General features: G+C 67.1%; 14 protein-coding genes. All 14 read left to right on the top strand.

Annotated elements, in window-relative coordinates; all coding sequences use genetic code 11:
• Positions 1-354: 354 nt before the first annotated feature.
• On the top strand, positions 355-711 hold the full coding sequence (locus A9971_RS25780; RefSeq protein ID WP_019094865.1) for a hypothetical protein: 357 nt from the start codon (positions 355-357) through the stop codon (positions 709-711).
• 456 nt (positions 712-1,167) lie between these two features.
• Positions 1,168-2,127, top strand: a complete 960-nt coding sequence (locus A9971_RS25775; protein WP_003218556.1) for a MoxR family ATPase — start codon at positions 1,168-1,170, stop codon at positions 2,125-2,127.
• A 5-nt stretch (positions 2,128-2,132) separates the two neighbouring features.
• The gene (locus A9971_RS25770; RefSeq protein WP_011061032.1) at positions 2,133-3,074 is read left to right on the top strand and encodes a DUF58 domain-containing protein; all 942 of its coding nucleotides are present in this window, start codon (positions 2,133-2,135) and stop codon (positions 3,072-3,074) included.
• Positions 3,071-3,565, top strand: coding sequence for a DUF4381 domain-containing protein (locus A9971_RS25765; RefSeq protein WP_011061031.1), 495 nt, complete (start codon positions 3,071-3,073; stop codon positions 3,563-3,565). Before A9971_RS25770 ends, A9971_RS25765 begins: the two co-directional genes overlap by 4 nt.
• Positions 3,558-4,634, top strand: a complete 1,077-nt coding sequence (locus A9971_RS25760; protein WP_011061030.1) for a VWA domain-containing protein — start codon at positions 3,558-3,560, stop codon at positions 4,632-4,634. The genes A9971_RS25765 and A9971_RS25760 overlap by 8 nt, the downstream gene beginning before the upstream one ends.
• A complete protein-coding gene (locus A9971_RS25755; protein WP_053151240.1) occupies positions 4,631-6,376 on the top strand; it encodes a tetratricopeptide repeat protein in 1,746 nt (581 codons plus the stop codon). The genes A9971_RS25760 and A9971_RS25755 overlap by 4 nt, the downstream gene beginning before the upstream one ends.
• Complete coding sequence (locus A9971_RS25750) at positions 6,373-8,007, top strand: BatD family protein (RefSeq protein ID WP_053151237.1); 1,635 nt, start codon at positions 6,373-6,375, stop codon at positions 8,005-8,007. Before A9971_RS25755 ends, A9971_RS25750 begins: the two co-directional genes overlap by 4 nt.
• Before the next feature lie 295 nt (positions 8,008-8,302).
• Positions 8,303-10,048, top strand: a complete 1,746-nt coding sequence (locus A9971_RS25745) for a hydantoinase B/oxoprolinase family protein (RefSeq protein ID WP_053151234.1) — start codon at positions 8,303-8,305, stop codon at positions 10,046-10,048.
• A 19-nt stretch (positions 10,049-10,067) separates the two neighbouring features.
• Entirely contained in the window at positions 10,068-12,155 is a 2,088-nt protein-coding gene (locus A9971_RS25740; RefSeq protein ID WP_182999874.1) for a hydantoinase/oxoprolinase family protein, read from the top strand.
• Between the two features lie 91 nt (positions 12,156-12,246).
• On the top strand, positions 12,247-13,218 hold the full coding sequence (locus A9971_RS25735) for a helix-turn-helix domain-containing protein (protein WP_019095707.1): 972 nt from the start codon (positions 12,247-12,249) through the stop codon (positions 13,216-13,218).
• A 134-nt stretch (positions 13,219-13,352) separates the two neighbouring features.
• Positions 13,353-14,597 carry an exonuclease SbcCD subunit D C-terminal domain-containing protein gene (locus A9971_RS25730; protein ID WP_182999873.1) on the top strand — a complete coding sequence of 415 codons (1,245 nt, stop codon included), beginning with the start codon at positions 13,353-13,355 and terminating at the stop codon, positions 14,595-14,597.
• Positions 14,594-18,238: an AAA family ATPase gene (locus tag A9971_RS25725; RefSeq protein WP_182999872.1), complete on the top strand. Its 3,645-nt coding sequence runs from the start codon at positions 14,594-14,596 to the stop codon at positions 18,236-18,238. Before A9971_RS25730 ends, A9971_RS25725 begins: the two co-directional genes overlap by 4 nt.
• Positions 18,235-18,855, top strand: coding sequence for a glutathione S-transferase (locus A9971_RS25720; protein WP_072450555.1), 621 nt, complete (start codon positions 18,235-18,237; stop codon positions 18,853-18,855). The genes A9971_RS25725 and A9971_RS25720 overlap by 4 nt, the downstream gene beginning before the upstream one ends.
• Positions 18,856-19,210: 355 nt before the next feature.
• Positions 19,211-21,169: an HAF repeat-containing protein gene (locus A9971_RS25715; protein WP_253278694.1), complete on the top strand. Its 1,959-nt coding sequence runs from the start codon at positions 19,211-19,213 to the stop codon at positions 21,167-21,169.
• Positions 21,170-21,172: the final 3 nt, after the last annotated feature.

The raw sequence follows: 21,172 nt of genomic DNA, 5'->3' as shown, positions 1-21,172 counted from the left end.
AACCGAGCGCAATGCCTTTACAGGTGACCATCACAAATCAGACGCAACCTATTGCACTAAGAACAAATTGTCCGCTGCGCAGCTTAACGAGTGCGATGTGACAGCTGCTTGCGATGCTGCGACATATTCGGTCAACGGCACGCAGCAGAACGCTCACGCTTTGAGCAACACTAGCAGCCGCGGTGGAAAAACCGGTTTTTTTCCCCGGATTCACGGTACTTGCGTACCAAAAGTGACTGCCGCAGCGATTGTGTTCACGACCTGTTCTCTGACAGACAAGCCAGCAGAAATTCCATCGGGCTGGCAGAATTGTTTCCTTTCTGCCCGCCCGGCCACTCTCTCAGGAATGCCCCCATGCACATGACCACCGCCCACCTGATCGCCAACCCCTGCGACGACGAAGAAGACAACATGGCCATGCTCTGCTGCCACAGCACCCAGGGCGAGATGTTCCTGATGAGCCGCTACCCGGACGAAGACGAACTGGAGATCACCCTCGACGGCGAGCCCTCGACCCTCGATGGCGTCAAGGTGACCCTGAGCCCCACCACCCTGCTGATCGAAATCGCCGCGGCCGACGCCGACGCCCTGAACGGCGCCGACCACCTGGAGATCCGCCACAGCACCGCTGCCTCGGACCTGGCCGAAGTGGAGGAAACCCTGCAGAACATCCTCAAGGGCACCGGCACCTACATCAGCCAGTTGTCCTGACCCGCCGCCCTTCCCGGTAGGAGCTGGCTTGCCAGCGAAGGCGTCTTCGGCTCCGCCGCAAACCTTGCCGGCCTCTTCGCCGGCAAGCCGGCTCCTACCAGAACCCCAGCACCGCGCCCGAGCGTAGGAGCTGGCTTGCCAGCGAAGGCGTCTTCGGCCCCTCCGCAAACCTTGCCGGCCTCTTCGCCGGCAAGCCGGCTCCTACCAGAGCCCCAACACCGCGCCCGAGCGTAGGAGCTGGCTTGCCAGCGAAGGCGTCTTCGGCGCCACCGCAAACCTTGCCGGCCTCTACCGGGGGTGCGCGTGGTGCTGAATAAAACACGGATTTTTTTCGACTAATTCGCCAAATCAGGTTTTCCCCGTTAGTCGCCGACCCCCGCTATGGATTAAAGTATCGCCCCCAGCCCCGACGTTCCCTCAACGCCCGGGGCGCACCCTCTCCAGGAACAGTCACCGATGGAACATCGTGAAGCGCTTTTGGCGCTGCGAACCTTTCTTTCAACGCAGATTCTCGGCCAGGAAAAACTCATCGAGCGCTTGCTCATCGCCCTGCTCGCCGACGGCCACATGCTGGTCGAGGGCGCTCCGGGGCTGGCCAAGACCAAGGCCATCAAGGAGTTGGCCGAAGGCATTGAAGCGCAATTCCATCGGATCCAGTTCACCCCCGACCTGCTGCCCGCCGACATCACCGGCACCGAGATTTATCGCCCGGAAACCGGCAGCTTCGTGTTCCAGCAAGGCCCGATCTTCCACAACCTGGTGCTTGCGGACGAAATCAACCGCGCTCCGGCCAAGGTCCAGTCGGCCCTGCTCGAAGCCATGGCCGAGCGCCAGGTCAGCGTCGGGCGCAGCACCTATGAACTATCGCCGCTGTTCCTGGTGATGGCGACCCAGAACCCCATCGAGCAGGAAGGCACCTACCCGCTGCCCGAAGCCCAGCTCGACCGCTTCCTGATGCACGTCAAGATCGGCTTCCCGGACGCCGCCGTGGAGCGGCGGATCCTCCAGCAGGCCCGCGGCGAAGCCCTGAACGGCGAGACCAAGCCCGAGCGCCGGGTCAGCCAGCAGGCGATCTTCGCCGCACGCAAGGAAATCCTCGGCCTGTACATGGCCGATGCGGTGGAGGAATACCTGGTGCAACTGGTGATGGCCACCCGCACCCCGGCCAAGTTCGACCCGGAGATGGCCGAGTGGATCGCCTACGGCGCCAGCCCCCGCGGCTCCATCGCCCTGGACCGCTGCGCCCGGGCCCACGCCTGGCTCGCCGGCCGCGACTTCGTCAGCCCCGAAGACATCCAGGCCGTGCTGTTCGACGTACTGCGCCACCGCATCATCCTGTCCTTCGAGGCTGAAGCGGCCGGTATCGACCAGGACCGTGTGGTACAGCGCATCCTCGACGTCGTTGCCGTCGCCTGAAGCCCATGACCCAGCCCGTTGCCGAACCCGGCATTCGCATCACCCTCGGCGAGCTGATCGAGATGCGCCATCGCGTGCGCGAGGTGCAGCTGTTCTCCACCCCCAGCCAGCGCAGCCCGCTGATCGGCCTGCACCACTCCAAGCTGCGCGGGCGCGGCGTGGACTTCGACCAGGTGCGGGTCTACCAGGCCGGCGACGACGTGCGCACCATCGACTGGCGGGTTACCGCGCGCACCCAGGAACCGCACACCAAGCTGTTCCACGAAGAGCGCGAGCGGCCGATCTTCATCATGGTGGAACAGAGCCGCCAGCTGTTCTTCGGCTCGGGGCTGATGTTCAAGTCGGTGCTCGCCGCCCAGGCCGCGAGCCTGATCGGCTGGGCCGCCCTGGGCCATAACGACCGGGTCGGCGGGCTGGTCTACGGCGACGACGAGCACTACGAGATCAAGCCGCGGCGCAGCAAGCAGAGCCTGTTGCAGTTGCTCAACCGCCTGGTGCGGGTCAACCAGTCGCTGCACAGCGAAGCCCGGCCCCAGCGCGACGCCCTGGGCACCGCGCTGCTGCGCGGGCGCGAAGTCCTGCGCCCCGGCAGCCTGGTGATCGTGATCTGCGACGAACGCGCCCTGAGCGACGCCGCCGAGCAGCAACTGAGCCTGCTGTCGCGCCATTGCGACCTGCTGTTGATGCCCCTTTCCGACCCTCTGGACCACGCCCTGCCCGCCGCCGGCCTGCTGCGCTTTGCCGAACGCGGCGCCCAGCTGGAGCTGGACACCCTGAACTACGACCTGCGCCAGGCCTACCGCGCCATGAGCGAAGCGCGCATCGCCCGCTGGGAACGCCTGGCGCAAAAGCTGCGGGTGCTGCTGATGCCCCTGAGCACCCAGAGCGAGATGGTCGAGCAGCTGCGCGAGTACCTCAACCCGCAGCGCCCCGGAGCCGGCCGATGAGCAGCCTGGAACAACTGCAACCGCTGCTGCCGCCGCCCGCGGTCAGCCTGTGGCCGCCGGCCCCGGGCTGGTGGCTGCTGGCGATCCTGCTGCCGCTGCTGGGCCTGGCCCTCTGGCACTGGCGCCACCTGTGGCCGCGCAAGGCCGTGCGCGCCCGCAGCGAGCAGCCCCTGGACCCGGTGCGCCTGGCCGCCCTGGCAGAACTGGCGCTGCTGCCCAAGCCCTATGACGGTGCCCCCGCCGGCGCCTGGCTGCAGGCCTTGAATGCCCTGCTCAAGCGCCTGTGCCGCAACCATTACCCCTACAGCCAGAGCCACACCCTGAACGGGCGCAAATGGCTGGCGTTCCTCGACAACCGTTGCCCGGCCGCCGGCCTGACCCGCTGGATGGTGCTGGTGGAAGGCGCCTACAAGCCCGAATGCAAGCTCGACGACAAAGCCATCGCCGGCCTGACCCAGGCGGTGGACACCTGGATTCGCAAGCATGTTTGAGTTCGCCTGGCCCTGGGTCTTCGTCCTGCTGCCGCTGCCCTGGCTGCTGCGCCTGGTGCTGCCGGTGGCCGACAGCGGCGAGCCGGCGCTGAAAGTGAGTTTTCTCAGTGACCTGGAAGGCCTGTCCAAGCGCCGGGCCCGCGCCCACCTCCCGGCCTGGCGCCAGCAGGTGCGTTTCATCCTGCTCTGGCTCCTGCTGCTGTTGGCCGCCGCGCGCCCGCAATGGCTGGGCGACCCCTTGCCGGTGGCCGCCAGCGGCCGCGACCTGCTGGTGGCGGTGGACGTTTCCGGCTCCATGGATTTCCCCGACATGCAATGGCAGGACGAGGACGTCAGCCGCCTGAACCTGGTCAAGCACCTGCTGGGGGACTTTCTCGAACACCGCGAAGGCGATCGGGTGGGCCTGATCCTGTTCGGCAGCAAGGCCTACCTGCAGGCGCCCCTGACCTTCGACCGGCACACGGTGCGGGTCTGGCTGGATGAAGCGAAGATCGGCATCGCCGGCAAGAACACCGCCATCGGCGATGCCATCGGCCTGGCCCTCAAGCGCCTGCGCCAGCGCCCGGCCCAGAGCCGGGTGCTGATCCTGGTCACCGACGGCGCCAACAACGGCGGCGAGATCGCCCCCATCACCGCCGCCCGGCTGGCCGCCGAGGAAGGGGTGAAGATCTACCCCATCGGCATCGGCGCCGACCCGGAACAGAGCGCCACCCTCGGCGTGCTGGGCATCAACCCGAGCCTGGACCTGGACGAACCGGCCCTCAAGGAGCTGGCGCAAGTCACTGGCGGGCGCTATTTCCGCGCCCGGGACGGCCAGGAGCTGCAAGCGATCAAGCAAACCCTCGACCAACTGGAACCGGTGGCCCAGCAACCGACCCAGGCACGCCCGGCCCAGGCCCTGTACCACTGGCCCCTGGCCACGGCGTTGCTGCTCAGCGTGCTGCTGGTGCTGCGCGAGCGCTGGCCGCAGAACCCGCTGCAACGCTTCTTCACCCAGTCGAACTTCCTGCTGCCTGCCCATGACTGGCGCCAGCGGCTCAAGCGCCTGCGCTTGCGGAGGCGTCGATGATCAGCCTCTGGCCCCATTGGTTCCGCCCCGGCTGGTTGCTGGTACTGCCCCTGCTGGCGCTGCTGCTGTGGAAGCTCTGGCACCGGCAGAAACGCGCCGGGCGCTGGCAGATGATCCTGCCCCCGGCCTTTCACGCCGCCCTGCTCAGCGGCGGCAATGGCCGCGAAAGCAAGCTGCCCTGGGTGGCCCTGGGCCTGGCCTGGCTGCTGGCGGTGCTGGCCCTGCTGGGCCCCAGCTGGCAGCGGGTGGAACAGACCAGCCAGAAACCCGCCGACCCGCTGGTGGTGCTGCTGGAGCTGACCCCGCAGATGCTCGCCAACGACGTGCCGCCCGATCGCCTGGAGCAGGCCCGGCACAAGCTGCTGGACCTGTTGCAACTGCGCAGCGACGCGCAGACCGCCATCGTGGTCTACGCCGGCAGCGCCCACACCCTGGTGCCGCTGTCCGATGACCTGGCCACCAGCCGCAACCTGCTGGACGCCCTCAAGCCGTCGATCATGCCCCAGGCCGGCCAGCGCGCCGACCTGGCCCTGCTCAAGGCCCTGAAGCTGCTGGACCAGGGGGCCCTGGGCCAGGGCCGGGTGCTACTGATGGCCTCCTCCCTCAACGAAGAGGAACGCCAGGGCATCCGCCAGGCGCTCAAGGGCGACGCCCCGCAGTTGCTGATGCTCGGCTTCGGCAGCCGCGACGGCGCCCCGGTGGCCCTGGAAGACGGCAGCTACCTCAAGGACGACCAGGGCGCGATCCTGGTATCGCGCCTGGACAGCCCGGACCTCAAGCACTTCATCGGCGACGTGGGCGGGCGCTACCGCCAGGCGCGCCTGGACGACAGCGACCTGCGCGGCCTGGGCCTGCTCGGCGGCCCGCAAGGCCTGCGCAGCGACGGCCAGACCCTGCGCCTGGATACCTGGGCCGACCAGGGCTACTGGCTGCTGCTGCCGCTGTTGCTGCTGGCCGCCTGCGCCGGGCGCCGGGGCTGGCTGTTCTGCCTGCCCCTGCTGCTGTTCGCCGTGCCGCAACCGAGCTACGCCTTCGACTTCAATGACCTGTGGCTGCGCCCCGACCAGCAGGGCCAGCGGCTTCTGCAACAGCAGCGCCCGGCGGAGGCCGCGCGGCATTTCCAGGACCCGCAATGGCAAGGCGTGGCCTTGTACGAAGCCGGCAACTACACTGCCGCCGCCGAGCGTTTCGCCGAGGGCAACGACGCCCGCGCCCACTACAATCGCGGTAACGCCCTGGCCCGCAGCGGCGAGCTGGAAGCCGCCATCGACGCCTACGAGCAGGCCCTGGAACGCCAGCCGGACCTGCAACCGGCGTTGCAGAACAAGGCCCTGGTGGAAAGCCTGCTGCAACAGCAACAGGCCCAGGCGCAAACACCGCCACCGGCGAAGAAGCCGGACACCCCCGAAGGCGACGACACCCGCCCGGGCCCCAGCGGCGCGGCCACCCAGCCACCACCGGGCAGCGATGGCCCGCAGGACCCGGCACAGGCGCCGGCCAACGAAGGCGACACGCCGCCGCCGGATCCACAAACCGCCGGCCACAGTGAAGTGCCCGGCAGCGAGCTGGACGACCAGCACACCACCACCCCGCTGCGCCCGGTGGAGGACAGCCTGGACGCTGAACACCAGCAGGCGCTGGAACAATGGCTGCGCAAGATCCCCGACGACCCGGGTGAATTGCTCAGGCGCAAATTCTGGTACGAACAGCAACAACATCAGGATCAGGGAAAAACTCGATGACCCGCTGCACCGCCCTACTGCTTGCCCTCGCGTTCTGCACTGGCCAGTCCCAGGCTGCCGGCCTGCTCGCCAGCCTGGACCGCAGCCAGGTCAATTCCGGGGAAACCGTCGAGCTGACCCTGGAGTCCACCGATGTCACCCAGTTCGGCAAGCCGGACCTGGCGCCCCTGGAGGCCCAGTTCGAGGTGCGCGGCACACGCCAGGTCAACCAGCTCAACGGCCTGGGGGACAACCACGCCAGTACCCGCTGGATCGTCACCCTGCTGCCGCGCCATACCGGCACCCTGGAAATCGCCCCGCTGCAACTGGGCAGCCTGCAGAGCCAGCCCCTGAGCCTGCAGGTCAACACCAGCCCGGCCCAGGACCAGAACGCCCGCCTGGAACCGGTGTTCATCGAAGCCGAGCTCGACCAGCCCAGCGTCTATGTCCAGGCCCAGGCCCTGCTGACCCTGCACATCTACCACTCGGTGCCGCTGTTCGACGACAGCAGCCTGAGCCCGCTGCTGCTGAGCGACACCCGGGTGGAACAGCTGGGCGAGCCGCGCACCTACGAAAAGCTCATCAATGGCGTTCGCCACGGGGTGATCGAGATGCGCTACGCGCTCTATCCCCAGCGCAGCGGGCCGTTGCAGATTCCCGCGCTGACCTTCAGCGCCACCCTGGCCAACCCGGACCCGGGTCAGGAAACCAGCTCGCAGACGCCCCGGGCCGGCAAGCTGATCCACGTCAGCTCCAGTGACATCAGCCTGCAGGTCAAGGCCAAGCCCGCCACCTACCCGGCCGACGCGCCCTGGCTGCCGGCCCGCAGCCTGAGCCTGAGCGAAAGCTGGAACCCGGAGCCCGAGCACCCTCAGGTCGGAGACTCCCTGACCCGCAGCCTGACCCTGCGCGCCGAAGGCCTGTCCAGCGCCCAGTTGCCGCCGCTGCCCCTGGCCGACGTCAATGGCCTGCGCAGCTACCCGGACCAGCCGCAGTTGAGCAACCAGCACGTTGAACAGGGCCTTCTGGGCATTCGCGAAGACCGCCAGGCGCTGGTGCCCACCCGCCCCGGCAACGTCGAACTGCCCGCCATTGAAGTGACCTGGTGGAACACCGTCGAAGACCGCCTGGAAAGCACCAGCCTGCCGGCGCGGGCCCTGCAGGTGGCGAACAACCCGAGCCTGGTGGTGGACACCCCGGCAGGCAACGCCCCGGCCGGGCCCGACAGCGGCAACCTGTGGCTGTGGCAACTGAGCACCCTGCTGCTGGCTTGCACCACCCTGCTGGGCTTCGGCCTGTGGTGGCGCGCCCGCTGGCAGCCGGCGGTGCTGCGCGCCACCCAGACCGGCCCCAGCCCGCGCTCGCTGCTGGACGACCTCAAGCGTGCCTGCCAGGCCAACGACCCCCAGGCCACCCGCCAGGCCCTGGACGCCTGGGCCCGGCAACAGCCCGAAACCCTGGCCGAAATGGCCGCGCGCTTCGTGCCGCTGTCCGACGCCCTGGACGGCCTCAACGGCGCGCTCTACAGCGAGACCGGCCAGTACTGGCAGGGCGAGGAATTGTGGCGAGCGATACGCGCCATCCCGATCGACGAACGGGTCCAGGACCCGGTGGCGGACACCACCAGCCTGCCGCCGCTGTACCCCAAGTAGCCGGCGCTTCGCGCAGCCCCCCGTAGGAGCCGGCTTGCCGGCGACCTCCCGCGCAGGAGCCGGCTTGCCGGCGAAAAGCCCCGTAAGCCATGCCGCGCCTGGGCGGGCCTGTTCGCTGGGGAGCCAGCTCCTGCAGCGCGTGCCCCCCACATTCAGCAGTGGCAACAGTGCACCAGAACGCAAAAAGCCCTGCACCCGACGACAAGCCAGGTGCGCCTGGCTGCGCGTAGCTTAAGGCCGTGGGCGCAACAGCCGTCGCGCCCCACCCCGAGAACAACAAGAACTCAGGTGAGCCATGAGCACAGTAGATCCGATCACCCTCGCCGTGGTGCGAGGGGCGCTGGAAACCGCCCAGCGTGAAATGACCCTGACCCTGGAGAAAACCGGCCGCTCCAGCGTCTTCAACCTGGCCCACGACTACTCCAATGCCTTGTTCGACCACCTCCCGGAAATGGTCCTCCAGGGCCAGGACATCCCGATCCACCTCGGCTCGCTGATCCCGGCGATGAAATGCGTGGCCGGATTCTTCGGCGACGACATCCATGAAGGGGACGTGATCTACCACAACGACCCGGCCTACCAGGGCAGCCATATCCTCGACTGCTGCATGTACAAACCGGTGTTCTACCGGGGCGAGCTGGTGTTCTGGGCGGTGTGCAAGGGCCACCTCACCGACATCGGCGGCCCGGTGCCCGCCGGCTACAACCCGGACGCCAGGGAGATCTATGCCGAGGGCCTGCGGATTCCGCCGGTCAAGCTCTGGTCCCGGGGCCAGCGCCGCGAGGATGTGATCAACCTGCTGCTGACCAACATGCGCGCCCGGGTCTACCAGGAAGGCGACCTGAATGCCCAGTACGGCGCCTGCAGCGTCGGCGAGCGGCACCTGCTGCAACTCCTGGAGCGCTACGGCGTGGAACAGGTGCGCGCCTGCATCGGCGAGCTCAAGGACATGGCTGACCGGCACATGCGCGCCCTGCTGCGCGAGGTGCCGGATGGCCTCTACCACGGCAGCGCGGTGCTGGAGGATTCGGGCCACGGCCTGGGCCAGCTGACCATCACCGCCCAGGTGCAGATCAGCGGCGATCAGGCCCGGGTGCGCATCGACAGCCCGCCCCAGGTGCCCTACTTCATCAATTCCTACGCCGGCAACTCGGTGTCCGGGGTGTACCTGGGGCTGATGATGTTCGCCCAGGTGCCGCCGCCCTATAACGAGGGCCTGTACCGCTGCATCAGCGTCGACCTGGGGGAGCCCGGAACCCTGTGCAACGCCAGCGAACCCGCGCCCCACGTCAACAGCACCACCACCCCCATGGAAACCCTCGCCGACGCGGTGCGCCAGGCCCTGGAGCAGGCCGCGCCGGAACGGGTCACCGCGTCCTGGGGCCATGCCAGCGGGATCAACATCGCCGGCCACGACCCGCGCAACGACAACGCCGAATACGTGACCATGGTCCTGGCCTCGATCATCTCCGGGGCCGGGGCCAACCAGGCCATGGACGGCTGGCCGGCCTGCGGCCCGTTGTGCTGCTTCGGCGCGCTGATGTCCGGCGACATCGAACTGCTGGAATACGCCTACCCGATCCTCATCCACCGCTACAGCCTGATCACCGACAGCGGCGGCGCCGGGCAGTTTCGCGGCGGCTCGGGCACCTGCATCGAGATCGAACCCTTGCAGCACCCGATGACCGTGGTGGGTTTCGGCGAGGGCCGGCAACTGCCCACCGCCGGCGCCGCTGGGGCGCACAACGGCCTGCTGGCGCCCAAGCTCGGGCGCCTGACCCATCGCCGTGCCGACGGCCAGGAACACACCTACCAGCACAACGCCCAGTTGACCGCACAACCCGGAGAGCGGGTGATCAACCTCAACCCCGGCGGTGGCGGCTATGGCGACCCCTTCCTGCGGCCCCTGGAGCGAGTGGCCGAAGACCTGCGCAATGGCCTGGTCTCCCTCGAAGGCGCGCGCCTGGACTACGGCGTGGTGTTCGACGCCGAGCAGCGCCTGGACCACGACGCCACCCGCGCCCTGCGCGCCCGCCCCTGAACCCACGGAGCATCCCCCCATGAGCAAACACTATCGCCTGGGCATCGACGCCGGCGGCACCTTCACCGATTTCATCCTCGCCGACCAGCTCGGCAACGTGCAGCTGTTCAAGGCCCCCTCGACACCGCAGGACGGCACCCTGGCCATCCGCAACGGCCTGGCACAGATGGCCGACGCCCTGGGGCGCAGCCCGGCGCAGATCATCGGCGACTGCGACCTGTGCATCAACGGCACCACCGTGGCCCTCAACGCCCTGATCGAGAAGACCGGGGCCAAGGTCGGCCTGCTGTGTACCGACGGCCACGAAGACAGCCTGGAAATCCGCCTGGGGCACAAGGAAGACGGCCACCGCTACGACGCCAGCTACCCCCAGGCCCACATGCTGGTGCCGCGCCACCTGCGCCGGCCCATCGGCGGGCGCATGCGCAGCGACGGCCAGGAGCACGCGCCCCTGGACGAAACGGCGATCCTGCGGGCCATCGAGTACTTTCGCGAGCAGGAGGTGCAGGCGGTGGCCATCTCCTTTGTCTGGTCGGTGCGCAACCCGGCCCACGAGCAGCGCGCCGCACAGCTGGTGCGCGCGGCCCTGCCCGGGGTCTTCGTCTGCACCGGCAATGAAGTGTTCCCGCAGATCCGCGAATACACCCGTACCTCCAGCACCGTGGTCAACGCCTACCTGAGCCCGGTGATGCAACGCTACGTGGAGCGCATCGACAGCCTGTTCGAAGAACTGGGCGCACAGCAGCCGACCCGCTACTTCCAGTCCAACGGCGGCCTGGCCCCCGGCGCGATCATGAGCACCCGGGCTGTCAATGCGATCAATTCCGGCCCGGCCTCGGCGCCCCAGGCCGGGCTGTGCGTGGCCCGGCCATTCGGTATCGACAACGTGATCACCGTGGACATGGGCGGCACCTCCTTCGACATCACCCTGAGCCAGGGTGGGCGCACCAACTTCAGCAAGGACAGCGACTTTCTGCGCTACCGCATCGGCGTGCCGATGATCCAGGTGGAAACCCTCGGCGCCGGTGGTGGCTCCATCGCCCACCTGGACCCCTTCGGCATGCTCCAGGTCGGCCCGCGCAGCGCCGGAGCCAACCCCGGGCCGGTGTGCTACGGCAAGGGCGGCAGCGAGCCAACGGTGACCGACGCCAACCTGGCACTGGGCTACCTGGCGGACGGCGCCTTGCTCGGCGGCAGCATCCGCCTGTCACGCCAGGCGGCGCTGCAGGCCATCGCCAGCCGGATCGCCGAGCCCCTGGGCATCAGCATCGAGCGCGCGGCGCTGGGAATCATCACCCTGGTCAACCTGAACATGGTCAGCGGCATCCGCCGGGTATCGGTGGAGCGCGGCTACGATCCGCGCCAGTTCGCCCTGATCGGCGCCGGCGGCGCGGCGGGCATGCACGTGATCCGCCTGGCCGAGGAAATCGGCAGCCAGGTGGTGCTGATTCCCAAGGTGGCCTCGGGGCTGTGCGCCTTCGGGCAGATCCTCTCGGACATCCGCTACGACCAGCTGACCACCCTACCTATGCGCCTGGACGACCAGCACGTGGACCTGGCGCTGCTCAACCGGACCCTGGCCCGGCTGCGCGAACAGGGCCTGGAGAACCTGCGCCAGGACGGCTTCAGCAACGGCAACCGGGTCGATACCCAGTACCACCTGGAAATCCGCTACCTGGGGCAGATCCACGAATTCAGCGTCGAGCTGGCCAGCAACGAGCTGGACCCGGCCGGCCTCGGCGCCCTGCGCGAGGCCTTCCACAGCCGGCACAAGGCGCTGTTCTCCTACAGCGAGCCGCAGAGCCCGATCGAGCTGGTGAACCTTGAATGCTCGGTGATCGCCAGGCTGCAGCACCCACCGATGCCGGAGTTGCCGATCCCCGAGCAGCAGGTGCCGGCAACGCCTCGGAAACAGCGCTCGATGCTGTTCGACGAAGCCGGCGGCTGGCAACCGACGCCGGTCTACCAGGGCGAACAGCTGCAGGCCGGGCAGACCCTCACCGGCCCCTGCGTGATCGAGGAAGCCACCACCAACATCGTGGTGCCGCCGGGCTGGCAGGCGACGCTCGCGCCCTCGGCCTGCTACCGACTGACGCCTGCCGATTGACCGACCCGCGCTTTTGCCCAAAGATCACCGGCACCGTGGCTGACCACCCGGTGCTGTCCTGACTAAAAAACACAAGAAAGCAGGAGTGATGATGGTTCAGCAGCTTTCCACCCGTTACTGGCCCGAGCACCAATGCCAGCCCCGCTGGGCCGAAGCCATTGGCAACGCCTACTTTCCCCTGTCCCTTGAATTCAGCAGCGACCGCCCCTTCCAGGGCAACCTGCGGATCTGGGAAACCCCCAGCAGTGCCCTGGCCCTGTCGCGCCTGCGTTCCAGCCGCCTGGGCTATTCCCGGAGCAAGGCCCAGGTCAGCAACGACACCCAGGCCTGCTACCTGGTGACCATCCCCCGGCGCCACGAGGTGCTGTTCGAACAGGACGGCCGCGAGCTGCATTGCCGCCCCGGCAGCTTCATCTTCGAACGGGGCGATGCGCCCTACCGCTTCCGCTACGCCAGCGACAACGACCTCTGGGTGTTCAAGCTGCCGGAGCAGGCCCTGCACGGCCAGTTGCGCGGCGCCGAGCGCTACACCCGTTTCTGTTTCGATGCCCGGCGCGGCCTGGGGCGGATCTTCGCCGACCAGTTGGCCATGTGCGCCGCGCGCTTCGACGAATGCGCCCCGGCGGCGCGGCATATGCTGCTGGAACAGGCCCTGGCGACCCTGCTGCTGACCCTGCGCCAGGACGAACGGGTGCTCAGCAGTGAAAGCTCCAGCCTCGCCGCCCTGCACCTGCAACGCATCGAAAGCTACGTGGAGCAGCACCTGGGCTCGGCGGAGCTCAACCCCAGGCAGATCGCCAGCGCCTGTGGCATTTCCCTGCGCTACCTGCACAAGCTCTTTGCCGACAGCCCCTTCAGCCTGGGCGAATGGATTCGTCAGCAGCGCCTTTGCGCCGTGCACCGCCAACTGCGCGACGCCCACTGCCGCCTGTCGATCGGCGAGCTGGCCGCGCGCTGGGGGTTTGCCGACCAGGCCCAGTTCGCCCGGCACTTTCGCCAGCGGTTCGGCTGCACCGCCAGCGAAGTGCGCGCCGGCCAGGGCACTGCCGTACCGCGTCACTGAACGCCGGCCCCACTTGGCGGCGCCGGGGCATTTGCCACGGCTCGGGCATGAACACGCATTTGCCAGTAAACTCTCTGCCCTTTCGCCGCGGTCACCCTTATGTGCGGCCAAGCCTTTTGCATGCGGAGCCTGCCTTGCGTCTGTTTCACACCTCCGACTGGCACCTGGGCCAGAACCTCCACGGCCAGGAACGCGACTTCGAACACGCCTGTTTCCTGGAGTGGCTGCTGCGCCAGCTCAAGCACGAACAGCCCGATGTGCTGCTGATCGCCGGCGATATCTTCGACACCGTCAACCCGCCGGTCAGCGCCCAGGAGCGGCTCTACGACTTCATCGTCAGCGCCCACGAGCAGCAGCCGGCCCTGACCGTCGTGATGATCGCCGGCAACCACGACTCCGGCTCGCGCATCGAGCTGCCGGCGCCCTTGATGCGCCGCCTGCGCACCCACGCCCTGGGCCGGGTGCTGTGGCTGGACGACGGCCAGCTGGACGCCGAGCGCCTGCTGCTGCCGCTGCCCGACGCCAGCGGCCAGGTCGCCGCCTGGTGCCTGGCCCTGCCGTTCCTGCGGCCGGCGGAAGTCACCGGCCGCCAGCTGGGCGACGACTACCTCAAGGGCATTGCCCAGGTCCACGAATGGCTGATCGCCGCGGCCAACGCCAAGCGCCAGCCGGGCCAGGCCCTGGTCGCCGTCAGCCATGCGCACATGGCCGGCGGTTCGGTCTCGGAAGATTCCGAACGCAGCCTGATCATCGGCAACGCCGAGGCCCTGCCCGCCAGCCTGTTCGGCCCGGACATCAGCTACGTGGCCCTGGGCCACCTGCACAAGCCGCAGAAGGTCAACGGCGAGGAGCGCATCCGCTACAGCGGCTCGCCGATCCCGCTGTCGTTTTCCGAGATCGGCTATCAGCACCAGGTCCTCGACGTGCGCCTGGACGGCGAGACCCTGGTCAGCGTCGAACCGCGGCTGATTCCCCGCGCGGTGAACCTGCAACGCCTGGGCCCGGCGCCCCTGGGGGAACTCCTGACCCAGCTCGGCGAGCTGCCGGACATCGACCTATTGGCCGAGGAGCAGCGCCAGCCCTGGCTGGAAGTGCGGGTGCGCCTGGACGAGCCCCAGCCGGACCTGCGCCAGCAAGTGGAAAGCGCCCTGCAAGGCAAGGCCGTGCGCCTGGTGCGGATCGCCGCCGAATACGCCGGCAAGGGCGCAGGTGACGGTGAAGAGGCCAGTGCCGAGCTGATCGAGCTGGACCAGCTGACCCCCGAAGAGCTGTTCCGCCGCGCCTGGCGCGACGCTTACGCCAACGAGGTGGACGAAGCCACCCTCAAGGATTTCGCCCTGCTGTTGCAGGACGTCCAGCAAGAAGGTGAACAGCCATGAAGATCCTGGCCATCCGCCTGAAGAACCTGGCCTCCCTGGCCGGCCCCTTCGAGATCGACTTCACCGCCGAGCCCCTGGCCAGCGCCGGGCTGTTCGCCATTACCGGGCCCACCGGCGCCGGCAAGAGCACCCTGCTGGATGCCCTGTGCCTGGCGCTGTTCGGCGCGGTGCCGCGGCTGAACAACATCGGCCGCGAGACCAAGGTCCCCGAGGTCGACAGCGAGATCCTCACCAGCGACCCGCGCACCCTGCTGCGCCGCGGTACCGGCAGCGGCTATGCCGAGGTGGATTTTGTCGGCATCGACGGCCGTCGCTACCGCGCCCGCTGGGAAACCAACCGCGCCCGCGACAAAGCCACCGGCAAGCTGCAAGGCAGCCGGCAGAACCTCACTGACCTTGACAGCGAACAGCTGCTGAGCAACCAGAGCAAGAGCGAATACAAGCAACTGATCGAGGCCCGCCTGGGGCTCAACTTCGAACAGTTCACCCGGGCGGTGATGCTGGCCCAGAGCGAGTTCAGCGCCTTTCTCAAGGCCGACGACAAGGAACGCAGCGAGCTGCTGGAAAAGCTCACCAACACTGCGGTCTACAGCCAGTTGGGGCGCCGCGCCTACAGCAAGAGCAAGGAGGCCGAAGACGCCCACAAGGAGCTCAAGGCCCAGGCCAGCGGCATCAGCCCGCTGGAGCCCGAGGCCCGGGCCGAGCTTGAACAGCAGTTGAGCCAGGCCCAGCAACAGCTCAAGGAGCAACAGGCCCAGCTCAGGCAGTTGGAAGCCCAGCACGTCTGGCTCAAGGAACTGCGCCAATGGCAGGAAGCCCGGCAGAGCGCCGCCGAACAACTGCAAGCGGCCGAACAGGACGCCCAGGCCCTGGCCCCGGAGCGCCTGCGCCTGCAACGCCTGGAGCAACTGGCGCCGCAGCGGCACCAGTTCCTGCGCCAGGCAGAGCTGGGCGCCAGCCTGCTGCCGTTGCGCCAGCAGATCCAACAGCAGGTCGAACAGCAAGGCGCCCTGCAACAACAGCAGGAACGCCTGCAACAGCAACTGCAGGACGCCGGCACGGCCCTGTCCCAGGCCCAGGAACAGCACAGCACCAGCGCCCCGTTGCTGCGCGAAGCCTTTGCCGAACAGGCCAACCTGGAGCGCCTGGGGCAGAGCCTGGCCCAGGCCGAGGCCCAACGCAGCCGCGCCGAGCAGGCCAGCACCGAGGGCCAGCAAGGCATCCAGCAACTGCTGGAAAAACAGCGCCTGGTGGGCGAACGCCTGGAGCGGATCGCCGGGCAACTGGCCCACAGCGTCGCCCTCGCCCCCTTGAGCGACGCCTGGAACGCCTACCGCGAACGCCTGCAACAGCTGATGCTGATCGGCAATCGCCTGCACCAGGGCCAGGCCGAACTGCCGGCCCTGGAACAGCGCGCCAGCAGCGCCGCCCAGCAACTGAGCGAGCAACGCACGCAGCTCGAACTGCTCTACAGCGAAGCCGGGGCCGAGCCCCAGGCGGTGGCCGAGCAGATCCAGTTGCTCGGCACCCTGCTCCAGGACAACCGCAAGCAGCAGCGCGCCGTCGAAGAGCTGGCCCGGCTCTGGGCCCAGCAACGCGAACTGGACCAGCGCGGCCAGGCCCTGCAGGACAGGCAGCAGGCGGTGGCCGCCCAGCGCGAGGAACTGAACAAGGTCGGCCTGCAGGCCAAGGCCGAGCTGGTGGTGGCCGAGCAGACCCTGAGCGTCACCCAGGCCCTGCTGGAGCGCCAGCGGCTGGCCCGCAGCGCCAGCGTCGAGGAATTGCGCGGGCAATTGCAGAGCGACCAGCCGTGCCCGGTGTGCGGCAGCGTCGAGCACCCCTACCACCAGCCTGAAGCCTTGCTGCAGAGCCTCGGGCGCCACGACGAGAACGAGGAAGCCAGCGCCCGCAAGACGGTGGACAGCCTCAAGGAACAGCTCAACGAACTGCGGGCCCAGGTCCAGGGGCTGATCGCCCAGCAGAAGGAATTCCTCCAGCAGCAGGAACAGCTGGCGAGCCAGCAGCAGGCCCTGGCCCCGAGCCTGCAAGCCCACCCCTTGAGCGCCAGCCTCCTGGACCAGGACCCGCCCAAGCGCGATGCCTGGCTGCAACAGCAACTCGACCAGCTGCAGCAGAGCATCACCCAGGACGAAAACCGCCAGGGCGCCCTGCTGACCCTGCAAAAAGATGCCGCGCGCCTGCAAAACCAGCTGCAGGCAGCAATCGACGCCAGCCAGCAGGCCGCCCAGCACCTGGACAAGCAACAGCAGCAACTGAGCGCCGACCGCCAGCGCCTGGACGAGGAACTGGCCAGCTTCAGCCACCTGCTGCCGGCAGAGGTCCTCGACGGCCTGCGTCGCGACCCGGCCAGCACCTTCATGCAGCTCGACCAGCAGGTGCTGCAACGCATCGAGCAACTGCGCGAGCAGCAGGAAGAGGCCGAAGAACAGCAACAACGCCAGCTGACCCTGGAAAAGGAACAGGACCGCCAACTGACCCGCCAGCAACAACTGGCCGAGGCCCAACAGCAGTTCGACACCCTGCACCAGCAGCAACAGGCCTGCCAGCACAGGCTCGCCGAACTGCTGGGCCAGCAGCCCAGCGCCGAGCACTGGCAGCAGCACCTGGAGCAAGCCGTGGACCAGGCCCGCAGCGCCCAGGCCCTGGCCCAGCAACAGCAGCAGGCACTGCACCAGCAAGCGATCGAGTTGGGCGCCGAGCTCAAGGCCCGGGAAGAACGCCTGCAAGCCCTGGAAAACGAGCAGCAGCAGCTGGCCGCCAGCATCGAGCAGTGGCGCGCCGGGCACCCGGAACTGGATGACGCCGGCCTGCAACAGCTGCTGGAGCTGGACGAAGAACAGGTGCAGCAACTGCGCCAGCGCCTGCAAGACAACGACAAGGCCATCGAGCAGGCCAAGGTCCTGCTGCAGGAACGCCAGCAGCGCCTGGAACAGCATCAGGCCCAGCACAACGGCAACCTGGAGACCGAGCAACTGGCCCAGGCCCTGGAACAGCTGCAGCAACAGGCCCAGGCCAGCGAACAACAGGTGGCGGACCTGCGTGCACGGCAAAGCGAGGACCAGCGCCGCCAGGCCGCCAACCAGGCCCTCAACCAACGCCTTGAACAGGCCTACGCCCAGTGGCAGCGCTGGGCCCGGCTCAGCGCCCTGATCGGCTCGGCCGAAGGCGACAAGTTCCGCAAGATCGCCCAGGCTTACAACCTCGACCTGCTGGTGCACCACGCCAATGCCCAACTGCGCCAACTGGTGCGCCGCTACCGCCTCAAGCGCGGTGGCAGCATGCTCGGCCTGCTGGTGCTGGACACCGAAATGGGCGACGAACTGCGCTCGGTGCACTCGCTGTCCGGCGGCGAAACCTTCCTGGTGTCCCTGGCCCTGGCCCTGGGGCTGGCCTCCATGGCTTCCAGCACCCTGAAGATCGAATCGCTGTTCATCGACGAAGGCTTCGGCAGCCTCGACCCCGAGTCCCTGCAACTGGCCATGGATGCCCTCGACGGCCTGCAGGCCCAGGGCCGCAAGGTGGCGGTGATCTCCCACGTACAGGAAATGCACGAACGGATTCCGGTACAGATCAAGGTCAGCCGCCAGGGCAATGGCCTGAGCACCCTGGAGGTGAAATGAGCACGCTGCAAACGCCGGGGGCGACCCTCTACTCCTTCCGCCGCTGCCCCTACGCCATGCGTGCGCGGCTGGCCCTGCGCTATGCCGGGGTGCCAATGCGGATTGTCGAAGTCAGCCTCAAGGCCAAGCCGGCCGAGATGCTCGCGCTGTCGGCCAAGGGCACGGTGCCGGTGCTGGCACTGGAGGATCGGGTGATCGATGAAAGCCTGGAGATCATGCACTGGGCCCTGGCCCAGCATGACCCCGAGGATTGGCGGCTCACGGCGGACCCGACGGCCCAGGCGCAGATGGCGGCACTGATTGCCGAGAATGACCAGGTGTTCAAGGTGCACCTCAATCGCTACAAGTACGCCGAGCGCTACCCCGAGGCGCCCATGGAGCACTACCGGGCCCAGGGCGAGGCGTTTCTGGCGCGCCTCGATAGCCTGTTGCAGCAGCGCCGCTATCTGCTGGCGGCGCATCCGAGCCTGGCGGACATGGCGCTGCTGCCGTTTGTTCGCCAGTTTGCCCATGTGGACCGGGAGTGGTTTGCCCAGACGCCTTATCGCTCCTTGCAGGAGTGGTTGCAGGAGCAACTCGAATCAGAGTTGTTCCTGGCAGTCATGGCCAAACAATAACTTTCACAAGATGCGCGCATCGGCAGCCTCAAATAGATTGAGCTGCCGAAATAACCGGCTTTCAGAATTTTCCTAAAGACTTCATCCGCAACTAATAACTAAACTAATTCGACACACAAAGTTCATATCCAACACAACGATTAGTTAAACACCCAGTTACTACCCGCATGTAAGCAAGACAACTTCGACTCACGCCATCGCGCCCCGCCCGGCCCCAAACCCCAAGCCATCCGGGCTTCACGCCCTCATCACTGCGTAAACCAAGCCTTTACCTCGGCAGTAGCCTGCTCGCCCATAAAAAACTTCCATTACTCAGGCCGCTGTAATCATTTCCTTTTTCGCCAGGTTCATTACATTGAAATCGCCTTTTGCAACAGCCGCACTAACACTGATCTATGGAATGATTTATTCAGCACAGTCCTGTGCCGACACTACTATCGACCTGAGTTCTTTGGGCGCTGATGGCTCGGTAGCCTATGGCGTATCGGCTGACGGCCATTTCATCGTCGGCACTGCGTTCGCGAACGGCAATCAATATGCGTTCAAGTACAGCGATGCGACCGGCATGGTCAATCTGGGCACACTGGGTGGCGTTCAATCCTATGCCAAGGCCGCATCCGCTGATGGCAAGGTGGTCGTGGGGTTCGCCGGCGTCTCCAGTAACAACGCTCACGCCTTCAAGCACACCGACGCCACCGGCATGATCGACCTGGGCACCTTGGGAGGACTTACCTCACAGGCCACGGGCGTGTCCGCTGACGGCTCCGTTGTCGTAGGCGATTCGACTACCACCAATGGCGACTATCGTGCGTTCAAGCACACCGATGCGATGGGCATGATCGATCTGGGCACCCTGGATGCGGGCAACAGCGGCTACTCCTTTGCCACCGCCGTGTCCGCGGACGGCAGCATCGTCGTGGGATACGCTGATATCGATGCCAGCACAGACACGCAACACGCCTTCAAGCACACCGACGCGAACGGCATGATCGATCTGGGCACCCTGGGAGGGCAGACCTCACAGGCATTCGGCATCTCCGCTGACGGCCATGTTGTCGTGGGAATGGCCCAGACAGCTACAGGCGGCACTCAAGCGTTCAAGCACACTGACACTGCCGGCATGGTCGGCCTGGACTCCTGGGGTGGCGATTCCTTCGCTTATGGCACTTCCTCCGACGGTAGCGTCATCGTAGGTGTAGCCGCGACGGCCACTGGCTATGTCCATGCATTCCGGCACACCGATGCCAGCGGCATGGTCGACCTGGGCACCCTGGGCGGTGAAACGTCAGCGGCGACCGGCGTCTCCGCTGACGGCAATGTTGTCGTGGGCCTCAGCCTTACGGGTGAAGGAGCCATGCACGCCGCGCTATGGAAAATCACCGAAACAGGTTCCCACCTTGTCGACCTGGACAACACCCGCACCGCCATGGCCAAGAACGCCAATCGGGTCTGGGGGATGCTCGATTTGCGCAGCGAACAACTGGCTCGATTGATGAGCCAGGAATGCCAAATCGACAGTGGCTCGTTCTGTATCGGTGTGGGCCCAAGCTACAGCCGCAACGGCGTGGCCAGGCAGACCAGCATGAGCCTGACCCTGGGGGTTCGTCCCACCGAGCATCTGCGCCTTGGCGTCACCCTGGATCAGGACCTCGATCGGCAACTGCCGGACAACTACGCCAAGGCAGGGTCGGCAGCACCGGCGGTCGCCCTCTTCGCCGCCGTTGATGAAACAGGCCACGGGCTGGGTTGGCAGGGCCGTGTGGCCGCAGCCTATGTGTCTTCCAAGGTCGACATTACACGCGAACAACTGGCTTACACCGAGGCCGGCCAAGGACGTTCGAGCCTGCGCGGCAAGTCCTTGAGCATCGAAGGCGCCTACGGCGTGATGCTCAATGCAATGACCCTGACGCCGTATCTGGGCCTCAGCCAGACTCAGGTCAGCCGCCAGGGCTATCGTGAAAACAGCGGCGCGGTGTTTGCGGCCAGCTACGCGAAAATGGGCCGCACGACCACCAGCCTGAACCTCGGTGTACGGGGCGCCAAAAAGCTCACCCGGCAGCTGGAACTCAGTGCCAACCTGGAGCTGACCCAGGACCTGCGCAACAAGCGCGATGCCTTTCAAGCCCAAATGGAGTACCTGGGGCGCTACACCTACCAGGCCGGAAAACAGCACGACGCTCGCCTGGGGGCCGGCACGGGAGTGAGCTATGCCCTGAACGAACACAGCGCCGTGCATACGGGCGTGTTCTGGGCGCAGCAGCCAGGTGGCAGTGATGTGACCGGTATTCAGACAGCCTTCACTTACCAGTTCTGATAG

The organism is Pseudomonas sp. UME65, assembly GCF_014170225.1.
GTDB lineage: Bacteria > Pseudomonadota > Gammaproteobacteria > Pseudomonadales > Pseudomonadaceae > Aquipseudomonas > Aquipseudomonas protegens.
The sequence above is the reverse complement of the archived record's forward strand: the minus strand, read 5'-3'. Positions and strand labels throughout refer to the sequence as shown.